Source organism: Streptosporangium amethystogenes (assembly GCF_000721075.1).
In the GTDB taxonomy this organism is placed as follows: Bacteria; Actinomycetota; Actinomycetes; order Streptosporangiales; family Streptosporangiaceae; genus Streptosporangium; species Streptosporangium amethystogenes.
Genome location: NZ_JOEQ01000033.1, coordinates 38,960 through 62,174, shown reverse-complemented (window position 1 = coordinate 62,174; position 23,215 = coordinate 38,960). Strand labels below are relative to the sequence as shown.

21 protein-coding genes are annotated in these 23,215 nt (G+C 69.8%); 7 read left to right on the top strand and 14 right to left on the bottom strand.

Annotated elements, in window-relative coordinates; all coding sequences use genetic code 11:
- Positions 1–380 precede the first annotated feature (380 nt).
- The 5 genes from IG98_RS0134860 to IG98_RS47645 form a co-directional block, all read right to left on the bottom strand.
- Positions 381–1,634: a PucR family transcriptional regulator gene (locus tag IG98_RS0134860; RefSeq protein WP_030922266.1), complete on the bottom strand. Its 1,254-nt coding sequence runs from the start codon at positions 1,632–1,634 to the stop codon at positions 381–383.
- Positions 1,635–2,117: 483 nt separating this feature from the next.
- Positions 2,118–2,330: an EF-hand domain-containing protein gene (locus IG98_RS0134855; protein WP_030922263.1), complete on the bottom strand. Its 213-nt coding sequence runs from the start codon at positions 2,328–2,330 to the stop codon at positions 2,118–2,120.
- 298 nt (positions 2,331–2,628) lie between these two features.
- Positions 2,629–2,985 carry a four-helix bundle copper-binding protein gene (locus IG98_RS0134850; protein ID WP_030922260.1) on the bottom strand — a complete coding sequence of 119 codons (357 nt, stop codon included), beginning with the start codon at positions 2,983–2,985 and terminating at the stop codon, positions 2,629–2,631.
- Positions 2,986–3,244: 259 nt separating this feature from the next.
- The gene (gene secD / locus IG98_RS0134845; RefSeq protein WP_030922257.1) at positions 3,245–5,521 is read right to left on the bottom strand and encodes a protein translocase subunit SecD; all 2,277 of its coding nucleotides are present in this window, start codon (positions 5,519–5,521) and stop codon (positions 3,245–3,247) included.
- A 196-nt stretch (positions 5,522–5,717) separates the two neighbouring features.
- Positions 5,718–6,101 carry a hypothetical protein gene (locus IG98_RS47645; RefSeq protein ID WP_157594693.1) on the bottom strand — a complete coding sequence of 128 codons (384 nt, stop codon included), beginning with the start codon at positions 6,099–6,101 and terminating at the stop codon, positions 5,718–5,720.
- 120 nt (positions 6,102–6,221) lie between these two features.
- Here IG98_RS47645 and IG98_RS0134835 point away from each other — a divergent pair, with 120 nt between their 5' ends.
- Positions 6,222–7,880 carry an alpha-amylase family protein gene (locus IG98_RS0134835; RefSeq protein WP_030922254.1) on the top strand — a complete coding sequence of 553 codons (1,659 nt, stop codon included), beginning with the start codon at positions 6,222–6,224 and terminating at the stop codon, positions 7,878–7,880.
- Positions 7,881–7,976: 96 nt separating this feature from the next.
- Here IG98_RS0134835 and IG98_RS0134830 read toward each other — a convergent pair whose 3' ends face one another.
- Positions 7,977–8,333, bottom strand: coding sequence for a hypothetical protein (locus IG98_RS0134830; protein ID WP_084195871.1), 357 nt, complete (start codon positions 8,331–8,333; stop codon positions 7,977–7,979).
- Positions 8,334–8,512: 179 nt separating this feature from the next.
- Here IG98_RS0134830 and IG98_RS0134825 point away from each other — a divergent pair, with 179 nt between their 5' ends.
- The 3 genes from IG98_RS0134825 (at position 8,513) to IG98_RS54450 (ending at position 10,691) form a co-directional block, all read left to right on the top strand.
- Positions 8,513–9,316, top strand: coding sequence for a UTRA domain-containing protein (locus IG98_RS0134825; RefSeq protein ID WP_030922240.1), 804 nt, complete (start codon positions 8,513–8,515; stop codon positions 9,314–9,316).
- A gap of 95 nt (positions 9,317–9,411) precedes the next feature.
- Positions 9,412–10,539, top strand: coding sequence for an alanine racemase (locus IG98_RS0134820; protein WP_051753335.1), 1,128 nt, complete (start codon positions 9,412–9,414; stop codon positions 10,537–10,539).
- Positions 10,540–10,559: 20 nt separating this feature from the next.
- Positions 10,560–10,691 (top strand): hypothetical protein, encoded by a 132-nt coding sequence (locus IG98_RS54450; RefSeq protein ID WP_281178572.1) that lies wholly within the window; start codon positions 10,560–10,562, stop codon positions 10,689–10,691.
- Here the strand turns inward: IG98_RS54450 and IG98_RS0134810 are convergent.
- The 6 genes from IG98_RS0134810 to IG98_RS0134785 all read right to left on the bottom strand — a co-directional run bounded on the left by IG98_RS0134810 (position 10,681) and on the right by IG98_RS0134785 (position 17,185).
- Positions 10,681–11,427 (bottom strand): cytochrome d ubiquinol oxidase subunit II, encoded by a 747-nt coding sequence (locus tag IG98_RS0134810; RefSeq protein WP_030922233.1) that lies wholly within the window; start codon positions 11,425–11,427, stop codon positions 10,681–10,683. The genes IG98_RS54450 and IG98_RS0134810 overlap by 11 nt on opposite strands.
- A 40-nt stretch (positions 11,428–11,467) precedes the next feature.
- The gene (locus IG98_RS0134805) at positions 11,468–12,715 is read right to left on the bottom strand and encodes a cytochrome ubiquinol oxidase subunit I (protein ID WP_030922230.1); all 1,248 of its coding nucleotides are present in this window, start codon (positions 12,713–12,715) and stop codon (positions 11,468–11,470) included.
- A 176-nt stretch (positions 12,716–12,891) separates the two neighbouring features.
- Complete coding sequence (locus IG98_RS0134800) at positions 12,892–13,938, bottom strand: methyltransferase (RefSeq protein WP_030922227.1); 1,047 nt, start codon at positions 13,936–13,938, stop codon at positions 12,892–12,894.
- Positions 13,935–15,104, bottom strand: coding sequence for an aminotransferase class V-fold PLP-dependent enzyme (locus tag IG98_RS0134795; protein ID WP_051753334.1), 1,170 nt, complete (start codon positions 15,102–15,104; stop codon positions 13,935–13,937). Before IG98_RS0134795 ends, IG98_RS0134800 begins: the two co-directional genes overlap by 4 nt.
- A complete protein-coding gene (locus IG98_RS0134790; RefSeq protein WP_037972044.1) occupies positions 15,104–15,916 on the bottom strand; it encodes a tryptophan 2,3-dioxygenase family protein in 813 nt (270 codons plus the stop codon). Before IG98_RS0134790 ends, IG98_RS0134795 begins: the two co-directional genes overlap by 1 nt.
- Positions 15,917–16,645: 729 nt before the next feature.
- Positions 16,646–17,185, bottom strand: coding sequence for a DUF4262 domain-containing protein (locus IG98_RS0134785; RefSeq protein ID WP_030922222.1), 540 nt, complete (start codon positions 17,183–17,185; stop codon positions 16,646–16,648).
- Between the two features lie 913 nt (positions 17,186–18,098).
- On the opposite strand from IG98_RS0134785, the gene IG98_RS0134780 reads away from it, so the two are divergent.
- Positions 18,099–18,416 (top strand): MerR family transcriptional regulator, encoded by a 318-nt coding sequence (locus IG98_RS0134780; protein WP_030922220.1) that lies wholly within the window; start codon positions 18,099–18,101, stop codon positions 18,414–18,416.
- Positions 18,417–18,804: 388 nt separating this feature from the next.
- Positions 18,805–19,323: an FBP domain-containing protein gene (locus tag IG98_RS0134775; RefSeq protein WP_030922218.1), complete on the top strand. Its 519-nt coding sequence runs from the start codon at positions 18,805–18,807 to the stop codon at positions 19,321–19,323.
- A 48-nt stretch (positions 19,324–19,371) separates the two neighbouring features.
- Here the strand turns inward: IG98_RS0134775 and IG98_RS0134770 are convergent, their stop codons facing one another.
- Positions 19,372–20,565: a cytochrome P450 gene (locus tag IG98_RS0134770; protein WP_030922216.1), complete on the bottom strand. Its 1,194-nt coding sequence runs from the start codon at positions 20,563–20,565 to the stop codon at positions 19,372–19,374.
- A gap of 378 nt (positions 20,566–20,943) precedes the next feature.
- Here IG98_RS0134770 and IG98_RS0134765 point away from each other — a divergent pair, with 378 nt between their 5' ends.
- Entirely contained in the window at positions 20,944–22,395 is a 1,452-nt protein-coding gene (locus IG98_RS0134765) for a serine/threonine-protein kinase (protein ID WP_030922215.1), read from the top strand.
- A 58-nt stretch (positions 22,396–22,453) separates the two neighbouring features.
- Here the strand turns inward: IG98_RS0134765 and IG98_RS0134760 are convergent, their stop codons facing one another.
- Positions 22,454–23,182: an FHA domain-containing protein gene (locus IG98_RS0134760; RefSeq protein WP_030922214.1), complete on the bottom strand. Its 729-nt coding sequence runs from the start codon at positions 23,180–23,182 to the stop codon at positions 22,454–22,456.
- Between the last annotated feature and the right edge of the window lie 33 nt (positions 23,183–23,215).

The following is a 23,215-nucleotide window of genomic DNA, read 5'->3' as shown; positions in this document are numbered from 1 at the left end:
GAAACGTTCACCGGATCGGATGATCACGCGGCGGAGGGCGTCCGTTCCGGTCTCGTGTGGTGTGCGGGTGCGGCGGGGTGTTCCGCGACGGCCAGGCGGGATGTGTCCGGGCGAACGCGGCAGGGCGTGCCGTGTCCGCGCGGGGAGGCTTCGGGGACGCCCGGGCCGGTGAACCGCGAACCGACAGATCCGACCATCGGGTGCTGGAATCCCCGGCTTTCAAGCCGTGGGAGGACGTCGAAGCACCGGTACGAGCCGGGCGGGCCCGCCGGAACTCTTCGATGTCGCCGGTTCCGCCACCGCGGCCGGTCGTCTCCGGTCTGCCGGACGGTCTGCGGTGACCAGACCGTTTCCGGCTTTCCGGGAGTCGTCCGCGATGATCAGGCCGTTCCGGCGGCGGCGGACTGGCGGGCCCGCAGAACGATCTCCAGCTCGAACCGGACGTCCGGGTCGCTGAGCTGGTCGCCGTACAGCTCCTCCAGTTGCCGCAGGCGATAGCGCACGGTCTGCGGGTGCACGTGGAGCCTGGCGGCGACCTCCCCGGCCCCCCGGCCGTGCCGCAGCCAGGCCAGTAGCGTCTCCGCCAGCCGGTCCTGCTGGCTGGGCCGCAGATGGGCCAGGGGCGCCAGCCGCACCTTGGTGAGCGCGGTGACCAGCTCCTCGTCCTTGAACACGATCAGCGTGGCCATGTGGTCGGAGCAGCGGAGCAGGCCGCGCTGCTCGGTGAGCACGCCGCGCCTGTGCAGGTCGAGCGCCTCGCGGGCCCAGCGCAGCGAGGTCGCGGCGGCGGCCAGCGGGACTGCGGGACCCACGGCCGCCTTCCAGCCGCGCAGGCCCTTCTCCAGGGTCTGGGCCTGCCCTGGGCCGTCGGGGTCGGGCACGATCAGGCAGGGCCCCGGCCGGTCGAGGCCGACCAGCACGTCCGGCGGCAGCGAGGGGGGACGGTAGCCACCGGGATGCTCCTCCAGCGCGACCCCGGCCACGGTCCTGGGCAGCCGCCATCCGGCGGTCTTGGCCAGGTCGACGATCGCGTCGGGGGACGCGGCCGGCTGGCTGAGCAGCAGGTCCATCAGCCGGTGGCGGCGGCGCTCGATCTCCCCGGCCGCACGGACCCTGGCCTCCTCGAACCCCTCGGCCGCGGCGTCGGCCAGCTGGTCGAGATAGACGAAGATGGCCTCCCCCAGGTCGTAGAGGTGCTGCGGGGTGAGGCCGAGGTGCTCGGACTGCTCGGTGAGCCGCCGCCAGGCGACCCGGGCGCCGAGGCGCATCGCGGTCTGCAGGGGGTCGAGGTTGCGGCCCTCGTTGGCCTCGCCGCGCCCGATCGTCCGGAAGACGTCGGGCTCCCACGGGGCGTTGGGGTTCTCGATCCGGTCGACGAACTGGCGCAGGGCCTCGTCCACGGCCAGCCTGATGGCCTTGATGTAGTTCGTGTCGGCCGGTCGGGCGTATTCGGGGATCCGTGCCGTGATCTCGTCGATCACCTGGTGTGCGACCTGGCCCAGGCCCGGCCTCAGGAGCTTCGCGACGTTGGCCGGAGCCGAACGCCACAGCCGCTGGTCGGGTAGGTCGTGAGATCTCGTTCTTCGGCCGTTCAAGCCTGGAACAGCGATCCGGGTGTGTTCCTTTGTCGCCATAGACCCTCCTGTCGGAGTGCGCCTCAGATTCTCACCTAATTGACACTTTGGACAATTAGCAAACGCTTGTTCTTGTCTCAAATGCAACATGTGACGTCTTCGGTGGGAGCGACTGATCGGGGCTGAGCGGTTCCGTGCCTGGCCAAGGGGTACGGGAGGCGGCCGGGCGTGCCGGTGGCGAAACCGGGGCCGGTGGGGCCGATCGGTGAGATCTGTCGTCGCCGGGGCGCGGAGGCGGCGGGCGTGCCGGCGGTGAGATCGAGATCGGTGGGGCCGAGATCGGTGGGGCCGGGGTCGGTGGGGCCTGTCGTCGCCGGGGCGCGGAGGCGGCGGGCGTGCCGGCGGTGAGATCGAGATCGGCGAGGCCGGTGAGGTCCGCCGGCGGTGAGACCCGGCGTTGGCCGGGTGTCCGCGGCGGGGAAGCGGACCTGATCGGGGTGCCCGGTTCAGGCCTGGGCGGGCACCCCGATCGGGTCAGGTCGGTCAGCCCCTGGTCTGGGCGAGATAGCCGGCGAACTCATCCAGGGAGATGAGGCCGTCACCGTCCTGGTCGATTCTGGCGACGGCCGTCGCGGCCGCCTCGGGGGTGATCGGCTGGCCGAGCACCTCCATGAGCTTGGTCAGCTCGGGGACCGAGATGAGGCCGTCACCGTCAACATCGACGATCTTGAAAGTTGTCGCGTAGTCGTCCGCCACGATCGCATCCGCCTTAGGCAGCAGGGAAATCAGACGGCAAGCACACTAGCGGCATTCGGGGTGCCCTTCCCGGCCGAACCCGGAGGATCAACCCCGTTCCGGGTGCCGCTCCAGCTCGATGGCTTGTGCCGTCCCGGGCGCGGCCCGAGTTCGGTGGGTCGTGTCCGTTCCGGGTGTCGGCCGAACTCGGCGGATCGTCCCTGCCCGGGGACCGCATGGGCAGGGGCGCCGCCGATTCGATCGGCGGCGCCCCTTTTTCCGGGTCTCCACGGCTGGAGGTTCCGTGAGTGGTGTTTGATCAGGACCGCGCGTTCGCCATCGTCCGGCACGCCTCGGCCCATGTCCGGCACGCGTCGGCGCACTCCTTCATCATGGGGTCGCTCTCCATGGACATGCACGCGTCGGCGCACTTGCTCGCGGCCTTCGCGCACATCGTGGCCATCTCCTTCGCCATCGGCGACTGGCGCATCATCATGTCCGCGCAGAGACGGGTCATGTCGGCGCAGTCCATGAGCGGGCCTATCAGTGCCATGTCGGCGTACCGGCCCCCCTGCATGAGGCAGTAGGTCATGGTCTGCTCGCAACGGCTGTGGCACTCCAGGCACATGTCAATGCTCTTCTGTACCTGAGGGTTCATCTTCACCGCATGGCTCATGCTTGCTCCTCGTGTTCGTGACCGCTCTGCTTCGACGGCCGAAGATCTCGCACCAGTGTTGTGCCCCTGCCGCGCGCCTCGGCCTCCCTGAAAAAAGCGGCTTTAATAGCCCATCGCGATAGTTTTGTGCATAAATTCACTTATGGTCTGTAGGGTTAGTGGGAAAGTCATGGCGGTGGACGGCTCCTCCCAGATCCTGCGGGGAGCCGCCCACCGGACCCCGGGCCGGAACGCGTTCCGGCCCGGGGTCCCCCGCCACTCAGAGCACGGCGCCCGAACCCTGGCGGGCCGGAGCCGGGCCATTCCGCTTGGGCCGCGGCGGCGCGCCGGGCCTGCGCTTCTCCAACTCGATCGCCATCGGCCCCGCGACCAGCGCGGAGGAGAGCGTGCCGACGATGATTCCGATCAGCAGCGCCACCGCGAAGTCGGTCAGCGAGTCGCCACCGAGCACCGCCAGCGCGGCCAGGATGAACAGCGCGCCCAGACCGGTGTTGACGGTACGGGGCACGGTCTGCAGGATCGAGGTGTTGACCACCGCGGCGAACGAGCTCTTCGGCCGTGCGCCCCACAGCTCGCGGACCCGGTCGAAGACCACGACCTTGTCGTTGACCGAGTAGCCGATCACGGTGAGCATCGAGGCCAGGAACACCCCGTCCACCGGCTTGCCCAGCCAGGCGAACGCGCCGATCACGATCGTCGCGTCGGCGACCAGGGCCACCACCGTGGCCAGGCCGAACGTCCAGCGGAACCGGAAGGCGAGGTAGGCGAGCTGTGCGGCGAGCGCGACGCCCAGCGCGATCAGCGCGTTGCGGCGCAGCTCGTCCCCGAGGCTCGGCCCGATGAGCTCGTCGCGCTCCTTGGTGACCTGGCCGCCCTCGCTCTCCAGCGCCTTCTCGATCCGCACCACCTCGGCGGGGGTGATCTGACCCGTACGTACGGAGATGTCCTCGTCGGAGGCCTGCACCACCGCGTTGGGGAACCCGGCCTTGCTGACCAGTTCGCGGGCGGCGTCGGCGCTCATCGGGGTGGTCGTGGAGTACTCCACGAGCCTGCCCCCGGTGAACTCCACGCCGAAGTCGAGCCCCCGCACCGCCACCCCGGCCACGGACGCGGCCACCAGCAGGCCGGTGATCGCGAAGTACCCGGCGCGGCGGTTCATCAGGTTCGGCTTGCGGATGTTCAGCCAGGCGCGGACCCGCCCGATGTCGGACAGGCCGGTCATCCGGGGGCGTGCGGACACCGCCTTGAACCTCACCGCCCACTGGGCCAGGACGCGGGTGATGACCATCGCGGTGATCAGCGAGGCGATCACGCCGATGCTCAGCGTGACGCCGAAGCCGCGTACCGGGCCGGAGGCCAGGAAGAACAGCAGCCCGGCGGCGAGCAGGGTGGTGATGTTGGAGTCGGCCACCGCGCTCCACGCGTTGCGGAACCCCTTCTCCAGTGAGCCCCCGAGGTTGGGCGTCTCGGCGTACTCCTCACGTGCCCGTTCGAAGACCAGCACGTTGGCGTCGACGGCCATGCCGATCGCCAGCACGAAGCCCGCCAGTCCCGGCAGGGTGAGCGTGGCACCGAGTCCCACCAGCGCCGCGTACGAGATGAGGGCGTAGCAGGCCAGGGCGATGGCGGCGAGGAAGCCCACCAGCCGGTAGATCACGATGATGAACAGCGCGGTGAGCGCGATGCCGATGACCGCGGCCCAGGCGCTGGCCTGGATCGCGGCGGCGCCGAGCGTCGGGCCGACGGTCCGCTGCTCGACGATCTCGACGGGCACCGGCAGCGAGCCGCCCTTGATCAGCAGGGCCAGGTCCGAGGCCTCCTCGGCGGTGAAGGCGCCGGTGATCTGGGTGGTGTTACCCGGCAGGCCGACCTTGCAGCCGACGTCCTCGTTCACCTGGGGTGAGACGATCACCTTGGAGTCGAGCACGATGGCGATCCTGCGCCTGGGGTCGCCCGGCTCGTTGCAGGCCGCCTCGCCGGTCAGCTTGGCCCACGCCGCCCGTCCCTGGTCGCGGAAGTCGACGGTGACGAACCAGCCGCCGCCCTGCTGGGCGTCGATCCCGGCCTCGGCACCGCCGACTCCGTCACCGGTGAGGGCGGCCGGTCCGATGTGCAGCGGGGCGCCGCGATCGTCGGGCAGGATCTGCTCTCCCTTGCCCGGCTTGGTCTCCGCTCCCGGGGCGGGGGCGGCGAGGACGGGGTGGAAGGTGAGCTGCGCGGTCTTGCCGATGACCTCGGCGGCCTTGGTCGGGTCCTGCACACCCGGCAGTTCCACGATGATGCGCCGCTCGCCGGAGCGGGCCAGCGGCGCGTCCGCCACGCCCAGGCTGTCAGCCCGGCGGCGGAGCACCTCAAGGGTGCGGTCGGTGGCCGCGGCGTCGGCCTTGACCGTCGGCGAGTCCTGGGTCTCCAGGACGAGTTGGGTGCCGCCGCGCAGGTCGAGACCGAGGCGCGGCGACATTGTCAGGGCTATGTACAGCGAGGTGGCGATGACGGCGAGCGCCGCTATCGCGCGTACCACCGGGGCACGCGACATGGAAGCCTCCACAGGCTGGGGAGTTGTCCTCGGTCACGCCGAAGGAGCGTTCAGGGACGGCGGCACGCTTCGCGTACCGCAGGAACGCCTTTCGGCTGGGGAGAAGGCGTTTTCCGGGTACGGGAAAAGACGTCTTCGCTCGCGGCGGAGGCGTTTTCCCGTACGGCGAAGAGACCCGGAGCGGTTCCGGGTCGGTTCAGCCGGCTGTGGAGGCGGGGGGTGCGCGCCCCGGCCTGACGATCAGGGCCGCGAGCGGGTGGGTGTCCTCGTCACCCGCCGGGCGGGTGAGCGGGCCGGTGGCGAGGAACAGGTGCCGGAGGTCGGTGGGCGGGGTCGCGAGCGGGTGGCCGCCCCCGCCGCCCAGACCGGCCCCGGCGCCGGCGAATCCGGAGGCCAGGGAGTGCCGCTGCACGCCGTCCAGGAGCGGGCGCGACAGCGGCTGATGCTCGCCGACGGCCTGGACGACCGAGGTGTGCCGGGTGAGGGCGGCGGTGCTCCCGCCCAGCCCTCCGGAGACCAGTAGCGGCAGCAGCAGGGCCAGCAGCCAGCCGAAAGGCGCGCCGCGCCTCAGCTGTCGCATGATCTCCTCCTGGCCGTCATCGCTGTCCACCGTAGCCCGTCGGGGCCGCTGCGACCCCCCGCACGCCAACTCCACGGCGCGTTACCCCATAAATCGGCCAAGGGAGGGTAGTGCGGACGCATGCGACTCACCCATACGGCCGACCTCTGGTGGAAGAACGCGGTCGTCTACTGCCTGGACGTGGAGACCTATAAGGACGGGAACGGTGACGGCATCGGTGATTTCCGTGGCCTCACCCAGCAGGTCGATCACCTGGAGCGGCTCGGGGTGACCTGCATCTGGCTGATGCCGTTCTTTCCCAGCCCGAGCCGCGACGACGGCTACGACATCAGCGACTTCTACTCGGTCGACCCCCGCCTGGGCAGCCTGGGGGACTTCGTGGAGTTCGTCAGGACGGCCAGGGACCGCGGCATGCGGGTGATCGCCGACCTGGTGGTCAACCACACCTCCGACGAACACCCCTGGTTCGTCGAGGCCCGCTCCAGCCGGGACTCCGCCAAGCGCGACTGGTACATCTGGCGGGACGAGCCAGGTCCGGTGGACCCCGGCGCGATCGTCTTCCCCGACAAGGAGGACAGTCTCTGGGAATTGGACAAGAAGACCGGCCAGTACTACTACCACAGCTTCTACCGGTTCCAGCCCGACCTGAACACCGACAACCCGGAGGTCCGCGACGAGATCGCACGCATCCTCGGCTTCTGGATGGAACTCGGCCTGTCCGGCTTCCGGGTGGACGCGGTGCCGTTCCTGATCGAGGACATCGACGGCGACCCGCACGAGTTCCTCGCCGACCTGCGCGCCTTCATGAACCGTCGGGACGGCACCTCGATCCTGCTGGGCGAGGTCAACCTGCCCTACCCGGACCTGATGAGGTTCTTCGGCGACAGCGGAAACGGCGACGAGGTCACCATGTGCTTCGACTTCATCGCCATGCAGCGGTTCCATCTGTCGATGGCCCGCCAGAACCCCGAACTCCTCGCCGACGCCCTGCGCGAGCGGCCCGAGCCGCCCGACGACTCCCAGTGGGCCATGTTCCTCCGCAACCACGACGAGCTGACCCTGGACAAGCTCACCGAGTCGCAGAAGCAGGAGGTCTTCGACGCCTTCGGGCCCCAGAAGAACATGCAGGTCTACGACCGGGGCCTGCGCCGCCGCCTCCCGCCGATGCTCGACGGGGACATGCGGAGACTCAAACTGGCCTACAGCGTGCTGTTCTCCATGCCGGGCACGCCGGTGCTCTTCTACGGTGAGGAGATCGGCCTCGGCGAGAACCTGGAGGCCGAGGGCCGGATGGCCGTCCGGGTCCCGATGCAGTGGTCGGCCGACGGGGGTTTCTCGGCCGACCCGAAGACCTCGGTGGCCTCGCCCACCGGCAAGTACGGCCCGCGCAACGTCAACGTCGCCGACCAACGTCGCGACCCCGACTCGCTGCTGCGCTGGATCATGCTGCTGACCGAGCGCTACCGGGAGTCGCCCGAGCTGGCCTGGGGGACCTACGAGGTCCTGGACGCCGGGGACGAGGCGGTGCTGGCCCACCGGGCCGGCGCCGAGGGACGCACCGTGGTCGCCGTCCACAACTTCGCCGACCGCGAGGCCCAGGTGGAGCTGACGCTCGACGGTCTCGACCACTGCGAGGTCCTGGTCGACCTGCTGGTGGACGGCACCGTCAGGCTGCCCGCCAGTGGCCGGGTGAAGTTCACCCTGGAGCCGTACGGCACCCGCTGGCTCAGCGCCTCCGCCCCCGAGGTGTCCCCGAAGGGCGGCTCGGCCAAGAACTGACCCGCCCCGTGAGGAGACCGGAGGCGCGCTCAGGACGTGATCGCCCCCGTGATCGCCTCCGTGGTCGGCTCTCGGCGACCGCCGGGGTGCCGGGGCTCAGGGCCGGTGCGGATGGTCGCGGCGCGGGTCCCGCCTGGTCTTGAGCCTCTCCAGGTGGTGGATCAGCTCGTCGCGGACCTCCGCGAGCGCGGCGGGCAGATCCTGCTCGTAGGAGTGGGCCACCAGCGGCTCCGTGCCCGGGAGCACGCATTCGAGCGTCACCCGCTGCTGGGGCGTGTCGCGGTCCTTGACGCTCAGCCGCAACTCCACCGCGTCACCGGGATAGGAGAGCAGCCGCTTTCCCAGCCCGGCCAACCGCTCGATGATCCCCTGACGCTCGCTCTCGGCGAAGCCCGTCCCGAACCTGAGCCGCTCGGCGACGACGTCCTGCTCTTCGGCACTCGCATCTGTCATCGACGACAGCCTCCTCTGGGTGTGGTCACCACATTACATTCAGTCATCATCGTCATCCTGGGCGGCGCCGAGGTGACTTTCCTCTCCGTGTCGCCGGATCGGTGCCCCGGCTGCGGTTTCTCTCGTTGTAGGGGGGCTAAAATCCCAGTCGGTGTCGAGTGCGAGGAGAACGGTCCCGGATGGATCTGAATACGCTGCGTGATGTTTCGGAGCTGAGTGACCCCATCGAGCGCGCACGGGTTCTGGGCCGTCTCATGACCGAGGAGCAGGAGCGCCTGGAGGAGGCGGCGAAGATGCGCCGCCAGGCGATCGCCGAGGCCCGTGACTCCGGCATGGGCCTGGAGGAGATAGGAGCCCGTCTGGGCGTCTCCCCCGGCCGGATATCCCAGATGCGGAAGGGGCCGACGGCCCGTGCCCCCGAGGCGGCGGCCCGCGCGCCGAAGGTGCTGGTCCGGCGGGCGCTGCCGACCGACCCCGCCGTGCGCGCCTCCGCGTCCCTCTTTCTCGTCGAGGCGGAGCGGCAGGGGATCAAGCCGGACCGCAGAATGCTCTATGTCGGCCCGGAGCCGGCGAGTGATCACGTGGCGGCCTGCCTGCGCGTCGAGCCCGGCACCGAGGTGATCGCCCGCCGGAAGATGATGACGGCCAACGAGGTTCCGGTACGGATCGCCACCAGCTACTTCCGGGCGGACCTGTTCGGGGGGACGCGCATCGCCGAGCCCGAGTTCGTCAGGCCGTCGCTCCAGTCGGCGCTGGTCGCCCTCGGGCACGTCTTCGGCCATGCCGAGGAGAACCTGACGGCTCGCCCGCCGACATCCTTCGAGTACGACACCCTGGAACTCGAACCGGGGGAGTGGGTCGTGCAGGTCCTTCGGGCCGGTTACTCCAGCAAGGACACACCCGTCCACGTCCTGGAGACGATCTGCGCCGCGAACAGGCACATCTTCTCGATCGGCCAGGTCTCCGGGTACGACGAGTTCTGACCGGCCTGACCGGCAGGCTCGGGCCGGTCACGACCGTCACGCCCATCCGCTGCCTGATCGTCGAGATCCGGCTCCCCGTACCGTTGAGATCGGAGATGAACGCTGTGACAGTCACGGCCGCGACGCGGACCTCCGGGGCCGTTCCCACCGGGCGGTTACCCGCCTATGTCTACGACCTGGCCGAGCTCGACGCCCATGCCGGGGCCGTCCGGGCCGCGCTGGGAGACGTCGAGCTGTACTACGCGGTCAAGGCCAACCCCGACCCGGAGCTGCTGCGGACGCTCGCTCCGCACCTCGACGGCTTCGAGGTCGCCTCCAGCGGGGAGCTCGCGCATGTGCGGGAGCACTTCCCGGACGCGCCGGTCGCGCTGGGCGGCCCCGGCAAGACGGACGACGAGCTGTTCAGCGAGGTCACCCGCCTGCATGTGGAGAGTCCCGGCGAGCTGCGCCGCCTGCTCGCCTCCGGGCGCTCCGCCGACGTGCTGCTCAGGGTCAATCTGGACATCCCGATCGAGGGGGCCTTGCTGGCGATGGGCGGCGGCGCCACGCCGTTCGGGATGGATCCCGCGGGGATCGCCGAGTGCGTCGCGCTGCTTGAGCCCCAGGACGCCGTACGGTTGCGCGGGATCCACGCCCACCTGGCCAGCGGGTTCGACGCGCCCCGGATGCTGGAGCTGGCGGCGGCGGTCCTGGACTACGCGCGGACGCTGGGGGTGAGTGAGGTCAATCTCGGCGGCGGCATGGCCGTCTCGTACGCCGACCCCGGAACCCGGTTCGACTGGCGGGCCTACGGGGAGGGCCTCGGGCGGCTGCGCCGTCCCGGTGAGACGCTCAGGATCGAACCTGGGCGCTCGCTGACCGTCTACTGCGGGCGCTACGTGACGCGCGTCATCGATGTCAAGCGTGTGCACGGCGAGCTGTTCGCGGTCGTGGCGGGCGGGACCCACCACATCCGCACCCCCGCCACCAAGGGCCACGACCAGCCGCTGGTCATCACGGAGCCCGGCGAGCCGATCACGATCGTCGGCCAGCTCTGCACCCCCAAGGACGTCCTGGCCCGCCGGGTGCCCGTCGCGCTGAAGCCCGGTGACCGGGTGGAGTTCACCATGGCGGGCGCCTACGCCTGGAACATCTCCCACCACGATTTCCTGATGCACCGGAAACCGAGCTTCCACTACCTGGCGCCGTCATCTGACCGAGGCGGGTCTCCAGCCCGGGTGTGAGGATGCCGCCAAGTGCACATATGCTGCGCTTCACCGCTTTCATGGATAAAAGGGAGAAGCTCGCCGTGTACAAGGAGTTCGCAATCGAGGCCGTGGTCTGGGTCATCCCCGTGGCAGTGCTGCTCGGGCTGGCTTTCATGATCACTGCCTGACCTGGACGCGGCCGAAGAGCCACCACAGCCACACCTGTGACGCCACCAGCAGGGGAGTGAGCAGCAGCATCGAGGGAGTGAGCAGGGCGAGCGTCGCCGGGTCCGCCAGGTGCTCCGCCAGTGGCAGGCGGGCCCCGGCCAGCAGGCAGACCAGAGCCATCCCGCCCGACGTCAGGGCGTAGACCGTACGCCCGGCCGCGGGCCCGGCGAACCGCCGGGCCCGCTCCAGAGGGGCGCCGTCGAGCCGGAGCCCGGCCAGCGCCAGTCCGTGGGCGGCGAACAGGACGGCCCCCAGAGGAGCGGCGACCAGCGCGCCGAAACCGACGGTGAACCCGTCGCCCATCCCGACGAGGATGAGCCCCCAGCTCAGCACCGCCAGCCAGCTTCCCGCGACCACGGCGCCCTCGCACCAGGCCCGCCAGGCGGCCCGGTCCACCCGCCCGCGCAGCCAGATCCCCGCGTCGCGGGCGACCCAGCCGAGCAGCAGCGCGGCGAACGGCAGGTACAGCCCGCTGAACATCTCCCCCTCCAGCACGGGGAACGCGCCGATCAGTACGCCCACCGCGGTGACCAGCCAGACCTCGTTCGTCAGGAAGAACGGGGTGATGGAGCCGAGCACCCGGCCGCGCTCCTCGGGGGTGCGGCCGAGATACGGCAGCAGCATGCCGACCCCGAGATCCGCGCCCGCGAGGACGAAGTAGCCGACCGCGAAGAACGCGAGCAGGGCGATTTCCATGTCGATATCCCTTTGCGAAAGCCGGTGGACCGAGGGGCTGTCAGAAGGCCAGGACCGGAGCCGGCTCCGCCGGGGCCGGGCCGGTGGCGGGTGCCTCGGGGCCCTGGCGGGCGCTGCGCGCCAGGATCCAGGTGTTGACGGCCACCAGCAGGACGGAGAGCGTGATGAAGGCGATCAGCGAGAGGACCATCGTGCCCGGCGACAGGTCGCTCAGCGCGTCCTCGGTCCTGAGCAGGCCCTCCACCATCCAGGGCTGGCGGCCCACCTCCCGGAACACCCAGCCGGCGATCATGGAGACGAACGGCAGCGGGATCATCGCGATCAGCAGCAGGTGCCAGGCCCGCGACCCCAGGACCATCCGGCGGAACGAGGCGAGCAGGACGCTGAGCGCCGACACGAGCAGCAGCACCGTGAAGACCCCCAGCATGATCATGGCGCTGATCTGCGTCGGCGCGGTGGGCGGGATGTAGTCCCCCGGACCGTGGGTGGCGACCATCTCGGCCTGCAACCGGGAGATCTCCGCCTCCCGCCCGCCGAAGACGGCGGTCTTCATCGGCTGGAGGGACGGGAACTGCACGCCGCCGAAGGCCGCGTTGACCAGCAGCGCGGGCAACGTGGTGAACACGCCGATCCGCAGGGACCTGCGGAAGAACTCCTGCTCGGCCGTCCCGCGGCGCAGGTGGTAGGCGCTCACCCCGGCGAGGAAGAACCCGGCGGTCACCAGGGCGCCGGAGAGGATGTGGGCGAACGCGAGGAGCGCATCGGGGTTGGTGAGCACCGCCGCCGCGTCGGTGAGCCGCAGCGTCCCGTCCACGACCTCGGCACCGACCGGGTTCTGCAGGAAGCCGTTGGCGACCAGGACCCAGTACGCCGAGGCGTAGGCGGTGATCGTGACCACCCAGATCACGCCCAGGTGCGCCCAGCGGTTCAACCGGTCCCAGCCGAAGATCCACAGACCCAGGAAGGTGGACTCGATGAAGAAGGCGACGAGGGTCTCCATCGCGAGTGAGGCGCCGAACACGTTCCCCGCGAAGTGGGTCAGCCCGCTCCAGGCCATCCCGAGCTGGAACTCCATCACCAGCCCGGTGAGGATGCCCATCGCGTAGTTGATCACATACAGCCGTCCCCAGAACCGGGTCATCCGCAGGTGCGTGTCGGAACGCGTCAGCGTCGCCCGGGTCTGGGTGACCGCCAGCACCGTGGCCAGGCCCAGGGTGAGGGCCACGAACAGGAAGTGTGCCCCCGAGGTCACGGCGAACTGCAGGCGGGCGAGATCGAGCGTCTCCATGCCGCTCATGCTTCCGGCGCGGTCCCGCCCGCGCGTCCCTCCCCGGGAGGCACCCGCCGTACTCCAGAAGTCGTGGTCTCCGGCCGCGGCCGTACGACCGCCGACGCACCTCCCGCGTGAGGTTCGGCCTCATCGGGCCGGACGATCTCCATGAAGGGCGGCGGGGGCCGCCGGGATCACCGGGTCGCGGTGATCAGCTCGAAGGGGCCCGGCAGGACGGTGACGTCCCTGAAGCCGCTCTCTTCGAGCAGTCGCACATAGTGCTCGATCTCGTAGAGGCGGCTGACGCAGGTGTCGACACCCATCAGGAAGTACGACCAGAAGAACTGCCCGGCGAGCCGGTCGGGGGTCCTGAACTCCTCGCAGATCAGAATCCGCCCGTCGGGGACGAGGGCCGCGTGGGCCTTCCGCAGCAGCGCCCGTGCCGTGGAGACCGGCCAGTCGTGCAGGACGCGGACGAACGACAGCGCGTCGTACCCGCCGGGCAGGGGGCCGTCGAGGAAGTCTCCGGCGACGAATCCGAGCCGCCCGCCGAGACCGCTCTCCTTTCTCGTACGGTCCACCAGCGGTTCCGCCGCGGGGAGGTTGAACACGTCCACCCGGAGGGCGGGCGAGCGTTCCAGCAGGTGGGCGGCGAGGGTGCCGTCGCCGCCGCCGACGTCGAGCAGCCGGAGCGCCCGCTCGCCCCACAGTCGCCCGGCATGCGCGCGGAACGTCTCGATGATCGGGCCGAGACCCGCGGCCATGCTCTGCTCGAAGTCGGCCAGTTGCCCCTCGTCGCGCGGTGGCCAGCCGAAGGTGGCCGCGGGGATCGACATCTCGCCGCGCAGGACGTCGACGAGCCTGCCGTGGAGCAGGCGCCACGGATACCGGTCGCGGTCGCGCTCCAGCGAGCCGGGACCGGCGACGGCCTCGGCCGCCTGTCTCAGGCCGGGAACCGCCCGGTAGCGGACCAGGTCCAGCTCGTCGCCGTGCTGCTCCCGGTGGACGAAACCGAGGCTTTCCAGGCAGTCGAGCATCTTGTACAGCCGGCCGGGTACGACGCCGAGCCGCAGGCTGAGGTCGGACAGGGAGACGGTGTCCGTCCGAGTGCCGGTCTCGGCATCGGGGTCGAGGGCGTCGAGCAGGCCGAGGTGCAGCGCGGTCTCCACGACGTCCATCGCCTTCGCGCCGTTGGCCAGAAGGCTGAGCAGAGCCCGTGGCGACAGGGTGGTGACGTTCATGCGGTGATCTGCTTCCGTTCCGTCTCGACGGCGTCCATGAAGGCGTCGACCTCGGCGATCGTGTTGTAGATGTGCGGCGCCACGCGCAGGGAGCCGCGCCAGCTGCACACCATGCCCCGGTCGATCAGTGACCTGCTCACCCGCTCGTCCCCGTCGAACCGCAGGCAGACGATGCCGCCGCGCCGGTGTGGCTCCCTCGGGGTCACCACCTCGATTCCGGCCGCGTCCGCGCGCTCCAGCACCCGGCCGGTGCACGCCAGCGAGTGCCCGCGGATCGTCTCGACGCCGATGCCGGACAGCAGGTCGAGGCCGATCCTGGACATCATCGGTCCCAGCGGCACCGGTGTGCCGGAGGCCAGGCGGCGGGCGTCCCCGGCCAACACGACCGGTGAGCGGAAGGAGGTCGGGTCGGCGCCGGCCAGCCAGCCGGTGGCCGCGGGTCGCAGGTCGGGAATGAGGTCGGGGCGCACGTACAGGAACGCGGTGTGGGCGCCGCACATCCACTTGTGAGCACCGCCCAGCACGAAGTCGACGCCCAGTTCGGTGACGTCCAGGGGAACCGCGCCGACGGTCTGGTAGGCGTCCACGATGACGTACGCGCCCACGCTGTGGGCCCTGGCGACGATCCGCCGCAGGTCCAGCAGCGCTCCGGTGGAATAGCTGCCGTGTGAGACGCACACGCACCGGGTCCGCTCGTCGATGGCGGCCTCCAGCGCGGCCTCGTCGAACCCGGGACCCGAGCCCACGATCTCCAGCTCCGCTCCGTACCGGGCGAACCCCTGCCAGATGAGCGGCACCGTGGGGAATTCCATGCCGGTGGTGACCACCTTGCGGCGCGGGCCGTCGAAGTCCAGGCAGGTGCCGATCCGGGCGAGCAGTGTGCTGAGGTTCACGTCGGTCACGATGGAACCGGGGGGTGCGCCGAGGAAGGCGGCGAGGGTGTCGGTGTAGGCCGACGTCTGTTCCAGCCAGTCGCCCCACACCTCGTCCCGCCACCCGGTCAGCGTCCGCCAGTAGCCGCGCAGCACCTCCTGCACGCCGCGGGGGACGGCGCCGGTGGAGTTGCTGTTGAGGTAGACACAGGTGTCGAGCAGCGGGAACTCGGCGCGCAGCGACCTCACGGCCCGGTCGTGGTCCGCGCCGCCCGTCTTGTCGGTGAGGGTCATCAGGACTTCTTCTCCGCGTGCCTGGACTCTCCGGGCGCGTACCCGCCGCCGCGTTCCCAGGCGGCGGTCATCTCCTCGCGCACCTTCCACAGCTGCCGGAAGAGGGGCTGTGTCATGCGGCCGGTCAGCACCTGCGTCGGCACGCCGTCGAGCGCCGCGGTGTTCCGGCTGATGCCGATCGTCCTGCGGACGAGCATGAAGTGGGTGACGAGCCACATCTGGTAGGCCTCGTCCACGTCGAGGAGCAGCTCGAACGTGCGTTTCAGGTCGCTGTGCCGGGCATCCCGTGCCTGGTAGACATCCGTGGCCGAAACCCCGCGGCGGGCGACCAGCCGGTCGAGCGCGTCCGATATGTAGTGGGCTACCACGCGCAGCCGGTTGTACCCCGGTGACTCCTGCCCGCTGCCGTTCCCGAGATGCTGCCGGATCGTCTGGTACGAGTCGGGCGTCAGCGTCTCCAGAACCCCCAGCTCGTCGTTGAGGCAGCGGACGATGCGCGCGATCCGGTCCAGCCGCGCCGAGGCGTCCCAGAGCGCGTCCCGGTCCAGGTCGCCCACCAGTTCCGTCATCTCGTGCGCGAGGAGTTTCAGCCACACCTCCTGGGCCTGGTGGACCATCTGGAACATCAGCTCGTCGGAGGAGACGAGTTCGTCGGTGGCGGGTTGCAGGGAGAACAACTCCGAGGTCCGCACATACACCTCGTACTCCAGCTTCCCCTCCCCGACGAAGGTTTTGAGGACCGGGTTGAAGATCGGCTCTGAAACCACCCTGCGCAGTTCTTCCACGACGGGTTCGTTGAGTTTGACGTGCATGCTTCTCCTCGTGGGCGTTGCCAGGCGGGAGGCCCGGTGGACCCGCGGGCTTCCACTGGGCCTCCCGCCGGACTTAAAGATCTGGGTGACCGTTTTTCTCAACGATTCATTTATGACGTCGGAGCGTGTGAGGATCCGTGTGCCGCCCGGCGGTCACCGGGTGCGAGCCGTCCCTCGTCCGGTGGTCGATCATCGCGCCAGGTCAACGGCCTTTTTAGTCCTCACTTTTCCTCACATGCATGCCAACGGGAATGTGCGAAGAGAATTGATGCCGGGAAGCGCCTTTGGTGTTCCTGGCGCGTCCCTCGAAGCCTTTTTCGGCCCGCGTCGAGGCTCCTTTTTCCCACTTGGTGGGGACTTGTGAATGACTTGGTGAGGACCGTTGAGCGACTTGAAACAGGCCATCTTGAAATCGGTAGTAAATCTCGCTAAAGTGCCGGTCCGGCGGCCGGAGAAACACGGGGCACACCCGGTGCGGTTTCTTTCGCTCCGGGTCTCACGTCTTCCGGATGACACGGCGCCGGCCGGGGCGCCCGCCGTACGGTGGCCTCAGCGTCGGACCCGGCCTCTGTCGCGCGGTGGTCTCACATTGACCGTGGTCTCCGCCGGGCGGCCTCGGTGGCCCGGCCGTCCGCCCTGTCGCGCCCTCGGCGCCGCCCCGGATGGCCGCCGCGTGGCGTCGCCGGCGGCCGGTCGGGACGCGGGTCAGGCCCGGTCGGCACGGCCCCGTCAGGGGAGTTTGGTCCAGGGGCCCGGGGCGTGGTCGTCCTTGGGGATCCAGAGCGCGGGCTGCAGTTCCCGCAGGCGCGGGGCGCAGCCGTCGTTCCAGGGGAAGCGGCCCGCGGCATCGGGCCAGACGATCTCCATGAAGGGCAGCGGAGGTCCCTGGTAGAAGTGCAGCGCGGTACCGAACAGCGACCGGTACCAGCTGGTGTCCACTGTCTTGGCGACGACCGGGTAGTTCCTGATCACGTCATCCCGCTCCCGGCCCTCGACCAGGTGGTGCCCGGCGGCGATCTGGTCGGCCAGGGTGCTGAGGCAGTTGCCCATCACGTCCACCCGGAGGCCGAGCATCACCACCTCGGGGGAGCGGAGCGTGTGCCACAGCCCGACGGTGAATGCCCAGCCGGGACCGTCCTCGTCCTCAGGGATCATGACGATCGCCCACCCCCGGTCCCGGACGCTCCGCAGCGTCGCGAGATCAGCCTCGTCGAGCTCCACCTCCCGCCCGACGCAGAGCAGACAGTGGCATACCGGCTGGTCAGACATATGCCGAGCGTAGTGCTCTGTACGGATATAAGCTGACAAGTCACCGTGCCGCCGAAGCGTTCACGCCTGATCAGAGGTCCGGATCCGGCGGCAGTCGCCGGTCTGAATCTCGCCGGCCTCGCATCGGGTGCCCGCCATGGCTTTCCGGAGTGAAGAGCCCTCTCGCTACCCGCGGCAGGTAACCGGCCTGCTCGGGATCGAAGAGGTGTGCCTGCGGGATGAGCGTGACGAGTTCCCCGCGGTGGTCGTCTTGCCCGCACCGAATGTCCCGTTCAGCCAGACGATCATGACGCCGAGCGTATCCCGATGGCCCGGTCCGGTGCGGTCCTGGGGCGATGCCCGTCAGGCGGGACACGGGGCGGTTGGTCACGCGAGCGGCAGAGAAAATCTGTTGTGGCCACAGTAGACATTGGCTGCGGGCCGGGTTAGTATTTCAGGTGTCAGAAGAGTAGAGAACATCAAGAACTCGCGGCAGATGACGAACTGTCGCAAAGAAGTGGCAAGACGGTCAGGCATGCTGGAGCCAACTGGTGCACGGGTTCCAACGCGGTGGCCGGCGGGCATGAGGACAGCCCGTGAGGTGCCGTCGTCAGGTGTGCTGGAGCCAGGATCCTGCAAGGGGTTCCAGCCGGTGCCGATGGCAAAGGTACGTAGGGAAATCAGAGGAAAAGGGGGAGGGTCACACGCCGTTGGATCGCCCGCTGCCGGTTGTGTCTCGCCGGGCGGGTGCCGTAGTCCCATCAGATTGGAAGGTGGTCTCCGGTCACGCATATGCGATCCCCGCACTCCCTGCCTTTCCGGCGGCTGGTGCGGATACGAAAAATCGACACTCGTGTCGATAAAAGGTGTTGAACCCATAACTCTGGGCCCCGGTGCTGCAGCACCGGGGCCCCTGTGACATGAAAAAGGTGCGATGGATCCAGCCCCACAGAACCCAGAGATCAAGCTCGACGATGACGATTACCCGGCCTACACCATGGGCCGTGCCGCCGAGATCCTCGGCACCACGCCGGCTTTCCTACGTAGCCTGGGCGAGGCGAGACTGATCGAGCCGCAGCGCTCGTCCGGCGGACACCGCCGCTACTCCCGCTATCAGCTACGCCTGGCCGCCCGCGCCAGAGAACTGGTCGACCAGGGCACCGCGCTGGAGGCCGCCTGCCGCATCATCATCCTGGAGGATCAGCTCCAGGAAGCCCTGCGGATCAACGCCGAACTGCGCCGACACGACTGACCCGCGGTTCCGGGTTTCACGGATCCTCCCGTCCCCGGATCCTCCCGGGTACGGGGCGAGCGACCCTCCGGCAGAACGGCTGTGAGATCGAGGAGCGGCCCCGTGTGGCGGTGCACGCCGTCCACGGGGACCTGTGACTCATCGGCGAGCGCCCCGTACCGTCGGCTTGCGACGTCGTCGCGGTCTTGGACCCTCTTGGAGGTGTCCTGACACCGGGGAAAAGCATTCGACGCCCCCGATGTCGTGCTGACATAGTGGTCGGCGCTGAATGTCGGAAAAGACAGTGATCCAGCAGGGGCCGGCAGTTCGCTCGTGCCCTGCCCCCCCGAGGAAGCGCCGGTCGCGCCGCCGGGGCTCAGCAGACGTGTCGATCAACAGTGGGTGAGTCATGATTCCAGTCGGTGAGAAGGAGATACGCGGATCCTTCGCCAACTGCTCCAAGGGGGAGGCGCGCAGGATCAACCTGCCCAGGAGCCTGCCGGAGACCCCCTGGGCCGACCTTGACTTCCTGGGCTGGCTCGACCCCGGCGCGCCCGACCGCGGCTACCTGGTCGTCGAGCGGCGCGGCGAGCTGGTCGGTGTCACTCTGCGTCTCAGCCGGGAGGTGCGCAGGAGCTATGCCAAGAGCACGGTCTGCTCGATCTGCGTGACACCGCACGCCGGCACCGGGATCTCCCTGTTCGTCGCGCCCAGGGTCGGCGCCGCGGGCCGCCAGGGCAACACGGTCGGCACCTACATGTGCGCCGACCTGGCCTGCTCCCTCTACGTGCGGGACGTGAAGAAGACGGAGCTCGGCGTGCGGTTCGAGACGCTCAGCAACGAGGAGCGGATCATGCGAGCCGTCGTCAACCTGGAGAGCTTCCTGGACAAGGTCTTCGACGGCGACCTGAGCTCGGGCACGGCCTGAGCCGTACCCGCCCGGAGCCGCGATCACGGCTCCGGACGGTTCCGTCGGCTACCAGGCGACCGGCAGGGACGTCAGGCCGTACACGACGCTGAAAGAGCGGAAGTGCGCCTCGGGCTCGACCGCGCGCAGCTCGGGGAAGCGTCCGAGCAGTGCGGGGAAGGCGATGCGCATCTCCAGCCGGGCCAGCGGTGCGCCCAGGCAGTGGTGCACGCCGTGGCCGAAGGCCAGGTGGCCGGGCGCGCCCCGGGTGATGTCCAGCGTCTCGGGATCGGACAGGAACTCGGCGTCGCGGTTGGCGGTGGGCAGCGCGCAGACCACCAGCTCGCCGGGCCCGATGGCCTGGCCGGCGATCTCGACCTCCGCGGTGGTCATCTTGGCGGTGCCGGAGTGGACGATGCTGAGCCAGCGCAGCAGCTCCTCCACCGCCGCGTCGATGCGCTCGGGTTCCTTCCGCAGCAGCTCCAGCTGGTCGGGATGGCGGAGCAGGGCCAGTGTGCCCAGCCCGAGCATGTTGGAGGTGGTCTCGTGTCCGGCCAGCAGCAGCAGGGTGCCGATGCCGACGAGCTCGTGCACCGTCAGGTCGTCGCCGTGCTCGCGCACCAGCGTGCCGAGAAGCTCCTCCCCGGGCTCGACCTGGGCGCGGGCGACCAGCTCGCCGATGTAGGCGCGCGACTCCATCTGGGCGGCCAGACGCTCCTCGAAGGGCGACCCCACATCGAGCATCTTGCTGCTTCTGCGCTGGAAGTCCTCCCGATCGGCGTACGGCACCCCCAGTAACTCGCAGATCACCAGCGAGGGGATCGGCAGTGCGAACGACGACACCAGGTCGGCCGGGGACCCGGCGCGTTCCATCGCGTCCAGGTGCTCCTCGACGATGCGGGTGATCCGCGGCTCCAGTTGGCGCATCCGGCGGATGGTGAACTCCGGCGTCAGCGTCCGGCGCAGCCGGGTGTGCTCGGGAGGATCGAGGGCGAGCATGTTGCCCGCGCGCAGCGCCGCGATCTCCTCCTTGCTCATCTTCGTGTCGGACGGCACGAAGTCGATCCCCACGGCGTTGCTGAACCGTTCGGGGTCGCTCAGCACCGTCCGTACGTCCGCGTAGCGGGTCACCAACCAGGCGTCGACGCCGAACGGCGTGCTGACGCGCCCGATCCCCTCCCCGTCCCGCAGCGTTCCCAGTTCCGGATCCGGGCCGAACCCTGCTCGCCGCATGTACAACGGAGGCGTCGGAGTCTCGCTCATGTAGCTCCCTTGCTGACCGGCCGTCCTGATTGTTCCGGAAAAACGATAACCAGCTGCCGCCCTCCCGCAAGGGATCCCGGCCGGCGCGATATCGCCCACCGCGCTGACCTGCTCGCGCCTCGGAATCCCGGCCTTATGAGGGCGACACAGACGCTCCTACCGGACCGACCGAAAAGATCAGCGGGCAGGCCGCCGGACGGATGATCGGCGGTGCGGAGCCGGTCGCGGTGACGGTGCTCCGTGCGCTCGTATTCGATCTAGCATGACGGCACGCCCCCGTACGGTGATCCGTCCGAGGCGCATCCACCTGTTCACGACGTTCCGGGCGATGACCGCGGTCATCGCGCCGGCTCGGTGATGTGAGAGGGCGGCAGGACGATGGACACCAAGGGATGGGCGGTCAGTGTCTCCTCGGGGTATCGCGTCGGTGACTGGCGGGTCGGCAGGCCCGTCGCCACGGGGAGCTGGGCGAGCGTCTACCTGGGAACGCGGGACGGGAAAGAGGCGGCGCTGAAGTTCCTGCCCACCGGCACGCTCACCCGGCGGCAGTTACGGCACCTGCGGGACATGACGGAGCGGGAGATACGCCTGCACGACAGGCTCCGGCACCCCCGGCTGATCCGGCTGCGGGAGACGCTCGTCGTCGACGACGCCGGAAACTCCGAACTCGACGGCGCCTGCGTGCTGGTGATGGACCTGGCGGAACGGTCGCTGGCCGAGCTGATCGAGGAGGGGGCTCCGGTTCCCGACGCGCCGAGGCTGATCGCCGAGATCTGCGAGGGGCTGGCGCACATGCACGCCGAGAGGTGGGTGCACGGAGACCTCAAACCCAACAACGTGCTGGTGATGGCCGACGGCTCGGTACGGCTCGCCGACTTCGGCCTGGCCACCGAGATGGACGGGACGCACGGCTACCTTCCCCCGATGGGCTCGGTGGACCACGTGCCTCCCGAGCGCTGGGGGGAGCCGCTGAGCGAGAAGGGGCACGCGGTGCGGGCCTCGGCCGACATCTGGGCGCTGGGCGTGACGGCCTGTCAGCTGTTCACCGGCCACCTTCCCTTCAACGCCCCCACCGCTCGCGCGCGCTATGTGGCCGCCGCCGAGTACGCGGCGGGCGAGTCCCCCCTGTCGCTGCCGGTCTCGCTGCCCGAGGCCTGGCGCTCCTGGGTCGGCGACTGCCTGGACCCCGACCCGAGGTCCAGGCCCAGCGCGGCCCGTCAGCTCTACCGTGCGCGGCTGCTGGCCGGCACCCTGAAGGGGGCGCCCCGGCGAACGGGCCGCCGGATGGCGAAGGCCGTGGTCTCGGCCGCTCTCGTGCTGGCGAGTGCCTCCGGGGCGGGGGTGGTCGACTCGCGGGTGGCCGATCCGTTCGGGCGGTGGTTGCGCTCCGACTCCGACATCCCCCGGGAGTACCGCGCGCTGATCGTCGAGGCCGGCACGATGTGCGACGTGCCGGGCCTGAGCCCGGCACTGGTCGCCGGAATGCTGAAGGTGGAGAGCGACTTCGACCCGTACCTGGTCGACATGGACACGAACGAGTACGGCCTGGCGCGCTGGACGCCGTCGGTGCTTCAGTACTACCTGCCGAACGAGCGCCTGGGCACCATCCTCACCCCGCCGCTGTCACCCGAGGACACCATCCCCGCCGTCGGCCGCTACCTGTGCGTACGGATACCGCTGCTGGCCGGGGTGCCCGGAGACCCCGGGTTGCTGGGAGCGGTGGCGTTCCGCTCCTCCGACGACGTGGTCCGCCAGGAGGGCGGGATTCCCGAGCGCTTCCAGGCCCACGCCGACCTGGTACGGCGATACCGGGCCGGCTACGAGCCGTGATCTGGAACGGCGAGGGTGGCCCGGTGGGTTGACGTTTCGATCGGGTACGGGGGCGCGGTCAGCCGTTCAGCCACTTCAGGTGCTCCTCCCGCACCAGGTCGAAGCGGAGCGCGACGGAGACCAGCGCGGCGCGCTGCCAGTCGGCCTTGCGCGAGCCCGACGGCGGCTTGACGCGTAGTTTCGTCCGCGCCAGATAGTCGATGTGGAAGTTGACCGCGGCCCGGGTCAGGCCCGCGCCGCCGGGAACGTCGCGCAGCCGCTCCAGGATCTCCGGCACCGTCGGGATGATCGGGGACGAGCCGTCGCGCAGCCGCGGCTCGCAGAGCGCGACCAGCACGAGGAAGTACTTCGCCGTCTCGTCCACGGGGAAGCCGGAGACGGTCGGCTCGCCGACCGTCGCGCTCTCGGGCGCGTCGGGGTCGATGAAGCTGTGCTGCGAGGCGAAGACCAGGAAGGAACAGGCGCCACCCGCCACCGGGAGCACCACGCGGGCGAACTCGAACGGCACGGGCGCCGCCGCCCGCCGCGGAGCCACCTTGAGGAACTCCCCACCGCCCTCCGGGTTCTCCACGACCAGGGTGGCGTCACGGCTGAGGTTGGTGAGCAGCCAGTAGTCGTCCACGGCCCGGATGATCCCGGCCCGCCGGGAGATCCCCGGATGGTCCAGCGGGAAGTCGACCGGGGTGCTCTCCGATCCGCGGCCGAAGGTGACCTCGCGACCCGGAGGAAGCTCGATGACGGCCGCTCCAGCGCCGGGAGCCTCGGCCTGCAAGAGGATCGTCCGCATCCATCCTCCTATTGGCACCCTAGAACCTTCCAG

Excerpts from the sequence above, each read along its gene's own strand:
- IG98_RS0134860 (WP_030922266.1), bottom strand. The coding sequence starts at position 1,634 with ATGGCGACAAAGGAACACACCCGGATCGCTGTTCCAGGCTTGAACGGC.
- IG98_RS0134850 (WP_030922260.1), bottom strand. The coding sequence starts at position 2,985 with ATGAGCCATGCGGTGAAGATGAACCCTCAGGTACAGAAGAGCATTGAC.
- secD (WP_030922257.1), bottom strand. The coding sequence starts at position 5,521 with ATGTCGCGTGCCCCGGTGGTACGCGCGATAGCGGCGCTCGCCGTCATC.
- IG98_RS47645 (WP_157594693.1), bottom strand. The coding sequence starts at position 6,101 with ATGCGACAGCTGAGGCGCGGCGCGCCTTTCGGCTGGCTGCTGGCCCTG.
- IG98_RS0134835 (WP_030922254.1), top strand. The coding sequence starts at position 6,222 with ATGCGACTCACCCATACGGCCGACCTCTGGTGGAAGAACGCGGTCGTC.
- IG98_RS0134830 (WP_084195871.1), bottom strand. The coding sequence starts at position 8,333 with ATGACAGATGCGAGTGCCGAAGAGCAGGACGTCGTCGCCGAGCGGCTC.
- IG98_RS0134825 (WP_030922240.1), top strand. The coding sequence starts at position 8,513 with ATGGATCTGAATACGCTGCGTGATGTTTCGGAGCTGAGTGACCCCATC.
- IG98_RS0134820 (WP_051753335.1), top strand. The coding sequence starts at position 9,412 with ATGAACGCTGTGACAGTCACGGCCGCGACGCGGACCTCCGGGGCCGTT.
- IG98_RS54450 (WP_281178572.1), top strand. The coding sequence starts at position 10,560 with ATGCTGCGCTTCACCGCTTTCATGGATAAAAGGGAGAAGCTCGCCGTG.
- IG98_RS0134810 (WP_030922233.1), bottom strand. The coding sequence starts at position 11,427 with ATGGAAATCGCCCTGCTCGCGTTCTTCGCGGTCGGCTACTTCGTCCTC.
- IG98_RS0134805 (WP_030922230.1), bottom strand. The coding sequence starts at position 12,715 with ATGGAGACGCTCGATCTCGCCCGCCTGCAGTTCGCCGTGACCTCGGGG.
- IG98_RS0134800 (WP_030922227.1), bottom strand. The coding sequence starts at position 13,938 with ATGAACGTCACCACCCTGTCGCCACGGGCTCTGCTCAGCCTTCTGGCC.
- IG98_RS0134795 (WP_051753334.1), bottom strand. The coding sequence starts at position 15,104 with ATGACCCTCACCGACAAGACGGGCGGCGCGGACCACGACCGGGCCGTG.
- IG98_RS0134790 (WP_037972044.1), bottom strand. The coding sequence starts at position 15,916 with ATGCACGTCAAACTCAACGAACCCGTCGTGGAAGAACTGCGCAGGGTG.
- IG98_RS0134785 (WP_030922222.1), bottom strand. The coding sequence starts at position 17,185 with ATGTCTGACCAGCCGGTATGCCACTGTCTGCTCTGCGTCGGGCGGGAG.
- IG98_RS0134780 (WP_030922220.1), top strand. The coding sequence starts at position 18,099 with ATGGATCCAGCCCCACAGAACCCAGAGATCAAGCTCGACGATGACGAT.
- IG98_RS0134775 (WP_030922218.1), top strand. The coding sequence starts at position 18,805 with ATGATTCCAGTCGGTGAGAAGGAGATACGCGGATCCTTCGCCAACTGC.
- IG98_RS0134770 (WP_030922216.1), bottom strand. The coding sequence starts at position 20,565 with ATGAGCGAGACTCCGACGCCTCCGTTGTACATGCGGCGAGCAGGGTTC.
- IG98_RS0134765 (WP_030922215.1), top strand. The coding sequence starts at position 20,944 with ATGGACACCAAGGGATGGGCGGTCAGTGTCTCCTCGGGGTATCGCGTC.
- IG98_RS0134760 (WP_030922214.1), bottom strand. The coding sequence starts at position 23,182 with ATGCGGACGATCCTCTTGCAGGCCGAGGCTCCCGGCGCTGGAGCGGCC.